The sequence below is a fragment of the Ruminococcus sp. AM26-12LB genome (assembly GCF_003480785.1).
Classification (GTDB): domain Bacteria; phylum Bacillota; class Clostridia; order Lachnospirales; family Lachnospiraceae; genus Blautia_A; species Blautia_A fusiformis.
Genome location: NZ_QUJX01000034.1, coordinates 1 through 8,029, shown reverse-complemented (window position 1 = coordinate 8,029; position 8,029 = coordinate 1). Strand labels below are relative to the sequence as shown.

General features: G+C 39.9%; 10 protein-coding genes and 1 pseudogene. 10 read left to right on the top strand and 1 reads right to left on the bottom strand.

Translation table 11 applies throughout. From position 1 onward, the window contains the following. The 10 genes from DW694_RS17360 to DW694_RS16460 form a co-directional block, all read left to right on the top strand. Positions 1-1,536: LPD16 domain-containing protein (locus DW694_RS17360; RefSeq protein WP_353615836.1), on the top strand; the 1,536-nt coding region annotated here is incomplete at its 5' end. A 127-nt stretch (positions 1,537-1,663) separates the two neighbouring features. Then, entirely contained in the window at positions 1,664-2,008 is a 345-nt protein-coding gene (locus DW694_RS16500; RefSeq protein ID WP_110102440.1) for a winged helix-turn-helix domain-containing protein, read from the top strand. A 333-nt stretch (positions 2,009-2,341) separates the two neighbouring features. Next, positions 2,342-2,479, top strand: a complete 138-nt coding sequence (locus tag DW694_RS16495) for a DNA-binding protein (protein WP_080633534.1) — start codon at positions 2,342-2,344, stop codon at positions 2,477-2,479. Between the two features lie 43 nt (positions 2,480-2,522). Then, positions 2,523-3,215 (top strand): response regulator transcription factor, encoded by a 693-nt coding sequence (locus DW694_RS16490; RefSeq protein ID WP_110102441.1) that lies wholly within the window; start codon positions 2,523-2,525, stop codon positions 3,213-3,215. A 5-nt stretch (positions 3,216-3,220) separates the two neighbouring features. Then, the gene (locus DW694_RS16485; RefSeq protein ID WP_110102442.1) at positions 3,221-4,138 is read left to right on the top strand and encodes a HAMP domain-containing sensor histidine kinase; all 918 of its coding nucleotides are present in this window, start codon (positions 3,221-3,223) and stop codon (positions 4,136-4,138) included. Between the two features lie 135 nt (positions 4,139-4,273). Next, a complete protein-coding gene (locus DW694_RS16480; RefSeq protein WP_015524607.1) occupies positions 4,274-5,200 on the top strand; it encodes an ABC transporter ATP-binding protein in 927 nt (308 codons plus the stop codon). Further along, a complete protein-coding gene (locus DW694_RS16475) occupies positions 5,193-5,978 on the top strand; it encodes an ABC transporter permease (protein WP_024738632.1) in 786 nt (261 codons plus the stop codon). The genes DW694_RS16480 and DW694_RS16475 overlap by 8 nt, the downstream gene beginning before the upstream one ends. A 2-nt stretch (positions 5,979-5,980) precedes the next feature. Beyond that, complete coding sequence (locus tag DW694_RS16470; RefSeq protein ID WP_110102443.1) at positions 5,981-6,760, top strand: ABC transporter permease; 780 nt, start codon at positions 5,981-5,983, stop codon at positions 6,758-6,760. Positions 6,761-6,767: 7 nt separating this feature from the next. Further along, entirely contained in the window at positions 6,768-7,229 is a 462-nt protein-coding gene (locus DW694_RS16465) for a hypothetical protein (protein ID WP_110102444.1), read from the top strand. A 102-nt stretch (positions 7,230-7,331) separates the two neighbouring features. Continuing rightward, complete coding sequence (locus DW694_RS16460; protein WP_015524608.1) at positions 7,332-7,751, top strand: response regulator transcription factor; 420 nt, start codon at positions 7,332-7,334, stop codon at positions 7,749-7,751. Between the two features lie 23 nt (positions 7,752-7,774). Here DW694_RS16460 and DW694_RS16455 read toward each other — a convergent pair. After that, positions 7,775-8,029 (bottom strand): annotated as a pseudogene (locus DW694_RS16455) (rlx protein); the annotation flags it as partial.

Sequence of the window (8,029 nt, the reverse complement as noted above, 5' to 3'; positions counted from 1 at the left end):
GAAAAGAACTGCCCGGCAAGTATTTTTGAAGGATTTCGCAGAGAAGAAGCACTGCAAACCTATGAGGGAATCGCAATGCAGTTTACCAGGAGTAAAGGGTATCTGACCATACAGGCAACAGAAGAAGGATATTCTTTTATTTTTTATGACTTTGACCTGCATGAAATCCAGAGTGGTGATTATGATAATCCCGACGCATTTATCCAGGAAGCCGCTTATGAAATTCTTAAAAGTGAGAGAATGGATGACATGGAATGTGTCAAAGTGGATTATAAAGAATTTGAGGAAATGACGATCCAGCACTCTAAAGATTTATTGCAGGAGGGGGAACTTCGTGTGACTTCTGAGATTGGAAGAAATGAACTGGCATTAAATAGCCTGAGCAGGGCAGAAGTAGAAAGAGGGGTTCTGTATCATGCACAGGCAGTATTAGAAGATATGGGAATGGAACAGGAGGTAGAGCTGCTTGCTGCAAGAGTGTATGGTTCCAGAAGCAGACAAGACCTTTACCGGGAAGATTCTGACCTTGATGTAGTGATTTCTTATCGTGGCAATATCCGTGAAGACAGTTTCTTCAATGAATTAAATGCTCATGGTATAGCAATGGCAGGTATTAAGGTGGACATCAATCCTATCGCAGAAGAAAGAATCACTCTGGCAGAATATATGAAGGAAGCAGATGCTTACCTTGATCAGCAGGAGATTAAAAAGCTGGCGGTGGATTTAGATAATTTCAGATATGAATATGACGCTTATGAATATAAAGATACCGTTGAGAACAGGGAAGAACAGGTGGAGAAAATCACAGAGGACATTCTGAATAAGAAAACAGAGTGTTTAAAGGACTGGTTGGTTGAAGTATCTGAAGAATCCGATATAGACAGCGATGCTATAACTGCCCATTCTTTACTTTCCCGTCTGGAGGACGCAGAGAGATTTTCTATCTTTGACAAACAGCCAGAGCAGGAACAGCCAGAAGCCACGATCAGTTTTTATGTCGCAGAGTGCATGGAGTTTCCGGTCATGGGAGAGTACCATAACAACCTTACTTTAGAAGAAGCCATTAAAATATATGAGAGCATCCCGTCAGAACGGTTGCATGGAATCAAAGGAATCGGATTTGATCTGCAAGATGGCGATGAAGATTATTCTGGGGAATATGGACTCATGAGTGGAGACAGGATAGACAGGGATCTGATTGATATGATTCCACATTATAAGGAGAGTCCATTGGTACAGAAAGCAATCAACGATATGGAAAAATATCTGAATGAGAAACATGGAAAAGTGCAGGAAGCAGAACAGACCGTGGAAGTGAAACAGGAAGTTTCAGAAACACCAGTCAAGAAAGAATCCGTATCAGTAGAACCGAACCAGACGCAAAAGAAAGAGCCTGTAAAGGGCGAAAAAGGAGAACTGAAAAAATCTGTGCTGCAGTCGTTAAAAGAGTTCCAGGCAAGAGTAAAAGCACAGGAGCAGAAAGAAATGGCAACTGAAAAATCCAAAGCACATAAGAAGGGGGATGTAGAATTATGATGGATCTGGCAATGAACTTTGATACAGACGAATGTTTAGTGACCGCAATGTTTGATAAAGGCAACCGAAATGATACGATGGAAGAGGAACACATCAGATATTATCATGCGTAGATGAAAAAACAAAAATTTTCAAACAAGACATTGTTGAAAATAAAAACCTGTGCTTTGAGGGACTAAGTATAGACAAATATAGGCGAGTAGTGATCCATGGTGAAACTGAAATTGAATTGACTTATACAGAATTTGAAATCTTATTGCTATTAGCACAAAATGCCGGAATAGTGTTCAGTAAAGAGCAGATTTACGATTGTGTCTGGAAAGAACCATATTTTGGCGATTATAATATTGTTATGAGTCATATCCGTAACCTACGTGAGAAAATAGAAGATAATCCAAGTAAACCAATGTACATACAGACAGTGTGGGGAGTTGGGTATCACTTTAATAAAAATTTAAGCAGTGGTCTGTGAAAATATTCCAGATCACTGCTTATTTTTCCTTTTTAACACCCAAGAGATATTCACAAGATACATGAAAAAATTTAACTAATGATACAGACGGCGTGAAAAGTCAAGATATTCTAGCGGAAAATTGAAGAAAATCAGAAGAATGCCAGGAAGACTTTCCTATGGAAATTTAATCGTACAGACGTTAGGAAAGTGTGGGAAATTTCGTCTGTGTCATGACATAGGAAGTGTTTGCTAGGTATCCTTTCATGCACTCCCGAAGGATGTGCCAATGTAGAAGGCATATGATTGTATTATTCGAAAGAACGAATTATAATAATATTCGGAGGAATGGATATGGATTATATGATATTAAAAGAAGCTAGTGCAAAATGGGGAGTAACACCTCGTTGGATAAATTATTTTTGCTCTGGTGGACGTATTCCAGGACCTGTAAAGATGGGAATGGTTTGGCTGATACCAAAATCAGCATAAAAACCTGTGGATGGTCGGACAAAACAAGGGAGAGAATTGTACCATGAATAGAATTTTGATTATAGATGATGACAGAGAACTGTGTGCCTTAATTAAGCGCAGCGTACAAACGGAAAATATAGCAGCCGATTTTTGTAATACCGGAAAAGAGGGCTTGCAGAAATTAAAAGAGCAGGAATATCAGCTTGTAATACTGGATGTGATGATGCCCGGTATGGATGGGTTTGAAACACTGGAAGAAATCCGCAAAGAGCATAGTTTGCCAATTTTAATGTTCACATCCAAAAATGACAGCATTTCTAAGGTGCGGGGGTTACGGGCCGGAGCGGACGATTATCTGACAAAGCCGTTTGATATGGATGAGCTGATTGCCCGTATTGTGTCCCTCATTCGCCGTTACACTCGCTTTAATCAGCAAGCCGGAACGATGCAAAAGTTGAATTTTGATGGATTACAAATTGACCTTGAAAATCGTTCCGTTACTACGGGAAACGGCACTTTTGAACTTCCACCAAAGGAATTTGATTTGCTGCTCTATTGTGTAAAAAATCAAGGAAGGATTTTAACAAAGCAGCAGATTTATGAAGAAGTATGGGGTGAAGAATATTTCTATGATGACAGTAACATTATGGCGATTATCAGTCGGCTTCGTAAAAAATTAGAAGTCAACCCCTCCAGTCCAAAGTACATCCAAACTGTCAAAGGGATCGGTTATCGCTTTAACAAGGAGGTGTAGTCAGCATGGAAATCATCATATTCTTGTCCATTGTGATTGCTGTTGTGGCTGTATTGACTTCCATCGTTCTCGTTCGGCGTATAAAAAAACAAATAGCAGAAATGACCGATGCATTGGTTGATGTGAAAAATGGAAATGGCAATCGGCGTATTTTGTCTGCAACAAATGAACTAACAGCCCCTCTTGCCTATGAAATCAATGAGATCGTTGTGGCTTATGAAAGCAGGCTTTCTGCTGTGCGACAGACGGAAGAAACCAACCGCCAGCTTATGACAAGCCTTTCTCACGATGTTCGGACGCCTCTTACCACTCTGATCGGGTATCTTGATGCTGCACACAAAGGTATTGTCACGGGAAAAGACCGGGATGATTATATTGAAACTGCTCGCCGGAAAGCCCACGATCTGAAAGAATATATTGATGTGCTTTTTGACTGGTTCAAGTTAAATTCCAACGAGTTTGCTTTGGAAATCCAGAGCATTGAGGCCGCAGAGTTTACAAGGAATATCCTGATTGACTGGATACCGATTTTTGAGGATAAACAGGTTGATTATGACATTGATATTTCCGAACAGCCTGTCCGGGTAAGATTGGATATAGACAGCTATATGAGAATCATCAATAATCTCATTCAAAATGTCATCGCTCATAGCCATGCGGACAAAATTAAAATCTCCCTATCGAAGAAGGAAAACAGCATGGAGCTGCTGCTGGCAGATAATGGAGTTGGAATTGAGAAAGAAGATTTGAAACACATTTTTGAACGGCTTTATAAGTGCGATAAAGGTCGGTCTGAGAAAGGTAGCGGTCTTGGTCTTTCCATTGTCCATCAACTTGTAGAAAAAATGGGCGGAAGCATAGCTGTTGAAAGTATACCGGGAAAAGGAACTGAATTTTCTTTGCGTTTTCCCTTGGAGATTTAAGCGGGTTCCCGTCCTTGTGACGGGAACTTTTGTTTATTTTATCGGATTTCAAATTGCAAGGTTAATGCAAGGTTGTGGCAAGGTTAATGCAAGGTTGGCGTGATAGAATACCTTACAGAACAGGAGGTTTTGAATATGGATTCAAATTATATTATTGAAACAAAAAATCTGACAAAGCAATACGGCTCACAAAAGAGTGTGGCGGACTTAAATATCCATGTCAAGCGTGGGAGAATTTATGGTCTGTTGGGTAGAAACGGAGCCGGAAAAACCACAACCATGAAAATGCTGTTGGGTCTAACGAAGCCGACTTCCGGTGAGGTCAAAATCTGGGGAAAGTCTTTGCAGGGAAATGAAAAGAAATTGCTGCCCCGCATTGGAAGTTTGATTGAGTCCCCTGGTTTTTATCCCAATCTGACCGGTACGGAGAATCTGCGTATCTTTGCTACCCTGCGTGGAGTACCAAACAACCATGCCATCAAAGACGCTCTGGATTTAGTCGGACTTCCTTACAAGGATAAAAAGCTGTTTTCGCAATACTCTCTTGGTATGAAGCAGCGGTTGGCGATTGCCCTTGCAGTCATGCACGATCCGGAACTTTTAATTTTGGACGAGCCTATCAACGGGCTTGACCCTATCGGTATTGCAGAAGTACGCTCTTTTATCCGTGAGCTTTGTGACGCAAGAGGAAAAACCATTTTAATCTCCAGTCACATTCTTTCGGAGATTTCCTTGCTGGCTGACGATATTGGAATTATTGACCACGGTGCACTGCTGGAAGAAGAAAGCCTTGCTGAGTTGGAGCAAAAAAGCAGTAAACATATCCGGTTTACGATCTCTGATACTGCACAGGCGGCAAGAATTTTGGAACGCAATTTCCATGAAACCCATTTTTCCATACAAGACGACCACAATCTGCGTCTACACAATATGGAGCTGCCTGTGGGGAAAATTGTAACTGCTTTTGTAGAAAACGGATTGGAGGTATCAGAAGCACATACCTGTGAAGAAAGTCTTGAAGATTACTTCAAGCGTGTGACAGGGGGCGAAGGAATTGCTTAAACTAATCAAATGCGAATTTTTGAAATTGAAACGGAAGAAATTTATTCCGCTGATTATTCTGGCTGCGTTCCTGTTTCCAATCCCGCTGACTTATCTGATGACAACGCCCTCTATGATGGAGCGATATACGGATCGGGCAGATGCTTTCGATGGACTATTTAACATGGTGTTGGGATATGGTATCCAGTTTTTACTGCCCTGCATTATCGGAGTGATTGCCGCCATCCTGTTTTTTATGGAACGCGACAACGATACATTCAAAAATTTGCGTACAATTCCAGTAACCAGCACGCAAATGGTACTTGCAAAGATCATTGTCCTTTTTATCTTTGGAATTGTTTTTTGCGTGGCTTCTACTATTGCAACAATTCTTTGCGGAATTGGAACATTAGAAGTTTATGGAATTGGTTATAAGCTGTTTTTGGCGGTTGAAACGGGGATCTTCATTACAGCAGGAACACTCCCGTTGATTGTCCTTGTTGTCTTTTTCAGTAAGACCTATGTTTTTTCCATTTTGCTGTGTGTCTTTTACAGCGTTCTGAACATGAGTGCTACGGCATTGTTTGACACACTGCCTAAAACCATGTTATGGCTTCTGCCCACGCCACTGACTACATTTTGGAGTGCGGGAGATATGGCGGCTCATGGAATAAAAATGGACTTGGAGCAAATGACAGGGCTAATTCCTTCAACATTTCAAGTTGTATTCATTCTTGGAATCATGGCATTCGTTTCGTTCTTACTGATTGACAGATTATATAAGCAGAGGGGGGAATAAACATGGTTCGCATTGTAAAAACAGAATTTTATAAATTGAAAAGGTATCATATCCTTTGGGCGGGCGTTGCACTCATGCTCCTATCCGTCCTGCTGACCTTGTTTACCTCTATGGCGAATGATGGTTCCGTTTGGGATTTCGCCTATCTTACAGAACAGGTCATCAAAAACAATATGTCCATGATTTTTCCGATGTGTATCAGCCTAATTGCTGGATATATGATTTCTCGTGAGCAGACGGATGACACACTGAAAAATATTCTGACTGTGCCGATTTCTTTTAAGAAGCTGCTGACCGGAAAATTGATTGTGTGCGGCGTATTGTCTATTATTTTCGGGCTGATATGCAGCTTGTTTACAATCATAGCGGAAATGATTGTGGGATTTCCAGGCTTTGAGATTTCCTTAGCTCTAAAAGCAGCCTTGCAGATTACTGCGGTTAATTTCTTTTTATATCTTGCGGTTCTGCCGATTATCGCTCTTACTTGTCGGAGGACAGGTAGCTTTTTAGTCGGTGTAATCATTGCTTTTGTCTATGGATATGGAGGGATGTTTGCCGCAGGAAATATGACATTAGCAAACCTTTATCCGATTACCGCAAGTCTTGGAATGGTAGGCTACCGCAGCTATGATACCGCAGTCAACTGGAATATCGGAAGCTGTTCTTGCAGTCTTGTGCTTGCTGTTGTTATTTCTGCCATCTTGATTTTGTGCATGAAAGAGCGAGAAGCAACCCAAACAAAGAAAAAGGCCAAAAAGGTAGCACCAAAGAAAGGCTGGTGATGATTTTATTAAGAAAATAGTTTTAGCATTGGCATTTGTCCTTTTGGGAAGTTTTATGATTTCTGGCTGTTCAAAAGATGAAATTCTCAATCATTATAATAATATCGTTCAGTCGGCTGGAGTCATAGAGCTTACAGGAAAGTTATCTTTGGAAGGAACAAAAGAAAAAGGGATTGATGATTATACGGGAACTTATACGGCTGATTATGAGAATTTTTCAGATTCAGAGTATTTGTTTGGAGGAACTTCTATAAAGCGAGAAGCTGGTAAGGATTTGTCTATTGATTGCACTTTGGAGGTTGCGGAGGGAACTGCAAAAGTATTTTGGATTTCTGGAGCTGATGAAGTAGTCACTTTGCTTGAAACAACCGGAACTTATAGTGACACAATTACACTTCCTGATGGCGGAAATTATGTCGGCATTGAGTGTGAGGAATTTACTGGAAACATTGAATTGAATATTGAATAATCTTTAGCTGTGTGATGGTAAAAGAAAAATGTCACAGTACGGCAGATTTGTTTTAGTTAAAAGTTTATGCATAAAAAATAAAGTAGGTGATTACATGGGAAAATGTTAATACTGACATTTGAAGATAGTGAGGAAGAAATCCTGAATCATATAATATCCTGTGTCAATACGGGAGCAAGAGCATTTCAAGTAATTGAAAATGCAAAAACAAATTTGAGTTATGGAGATATTGTTATTTTGTTGGATAAAAGAGAATTATTTCGAAAGCAGGAAAAAATAGATTTATCTTTTATAGAGTTTGAAATTTTGCATTTATTAATGCGAAGTCCTGGAAGAGTGTTTAGTAAAGAACAAATATATGATATAATCTGGAATGAACCCTATTCGGGTGATTACAATGTTGTTATGCGACATATCTGCAACATTAGAGAAAAGATAGAAGATGATCCTGGACATCCGGTATATATACAAACGGTGCGCGGTGTAGGATATCGGTTTAACGGAAATTTAGGTAGCGAGTGAAATCGCTGCCTATTATTATGGTTTTACAAAGAAGGAAGTTTGTTATGAGAAGATCTTTGTATTTCAGGAGCATCCTGTTTGAGATATTTGGACAGGTTTTGATGTATCAATTCCAACTCTTTTATTTCTTGCTTAAAAGAAACGTATTGAGTATTTAGTGATTCCTTTCTGGAAATAAGATCTGCAATTTGCTCTTGTAACTTATTGGAATTAAGATGCTTCAGATCCATGCCATTTTCCTGTAAAATATGTTCAGCACCCGCGAAAAGAATAATTTG

What these genes read in the sequence shown, in the direction of transcription:
- DW694_RS16495 (WP_080633534.1), top strand. Translation starts at nt 2,342, where the DNA reads ATGGATTATATGATATTAAAAGAAGCTAGTGCAAAATGGGGAGTAACA.
- DW694_RS16490 (WP_110102441.1), top strand. Translation starts at nt 2,523, where the DNA reads ATGAATAGAATTTTGATTATAGATGATGACAGAGAACTGTGTGCCTTA.
- DW694_RS16485 (WP_110102442.1), top strand. Translation starts at nt 3,221, where the DNA reads ATGGAAATCATCATATTCTTGTCCATTGTGATTGCTGTTGTGGCTGTA.
- DW694_RS16480 (WP_015524607.1), top strand. Translation starts at nt 4,274, where the DNA reads ATGGATTCAAATTATATTATTGAAACAAAAAATCTGACAAAGCAATAC.
- DW694_RS16470 (WP_110102443.1), top strand. Translation starts at nt 5,981, where the DNA reads ATGGTTCGCATTGTAAAAACAGAATTTTATAAATTGAAAAGGTATCAT.
- DW694_RS16460 (WP_015524608.1), top strand. Translation starts at nt 7,332, where the DNA reads ATGTTAATACTGACATTTGAAGATAGTGAGGAAGAAATCCTGAATCAT.